Here is an 802-nt window from a genome sequence, read left to right as displayed (position 1 = left end):
GCCCAGGGCCGCGGCGATGTGACGGCGACCGGCGAGGAGGTCGCCCGTATCGCCGAGTACGCCGGCCACCCGGAGCTCGCCGCCGCGGCCCGGAAGGACCCGGCCGGCCTCGACTACGCGGCCGACTGCGCGCTGATAACCGGCGCCGCGCCGGGCTCCATTGCCGCAGCCATCACCGCCGAGCTGCTGCGGGGCGGGGCGACCGTCGTGGCGACCAGCTCCCGGCTGGACCAGGCGCGCCTGGACTTTTTCACCCGCCTCTACCGCGACCACGCCCGCGGCCAGGCGGCGCTGTGGGTCGTGCCGTGTAACGTGGCATCGTTTGCCGATGTCGACGCCCTGGCCGACTGGGTGGGCAGCGAGCGTACCCGCACCGTCGGCGCCGAGGTGCGCCTGGTGAAGCCGGCGCTGACGCCGACCCTGCTCTTCCCGTTCGCCGCGCCGCGCGTGGCCGGCACCCTGGCCGAGGCGGGCGCGGGCAGCGAGCGCCAGATGCGCCTGCTGCTGTGGTCGGTGGAGCGGCTCATCGCCGCCACCGCCGACATCGCGGACCACGTCCACGTCGTCCTGCCGGGCAGCCCCAACCGCGGGCGCTTCGGCGGCGACGGCGCCTACGGCGAGGCCAAAGCGGCCCTCGATGCCGTCGAAAACCGTTGGCGCCGCGAACCGGCCTGGGCCAACCGCGTGGGCCTGGTGCACGCCCAGATCGGCTGGGTGCGCGGCACCGGCCTGATGGGCGGCAACGATCCGTTGGTCGCCGCCGCCGAGGCCCGCGGCGTGCGCACCTGGGACACCCGCGAGC

Annotated in this window: 1 protein-coding gene; it reads left to right on the top strand. The window is 75.9% G+C overall.

Going from position 1 to position 802, the window contains the following annotated elements; genetic code table 11:
• Nucleotides 1-802 (top strand): hypothetical protein (locus tag ACEE23_RS11425; protein ID WP_448873624.1); only part of this gene is annotated, 802 nt, incomplete at both ends.

The organism is Corynebacterium sp. 32222D000AT (genome assembly GCF_053546955.1).
The sequence above is the reverse complement of the archived record's forward strand: the minus strand, read 5'-3'. Positions and strand labels throughout refer to the sequence as shown.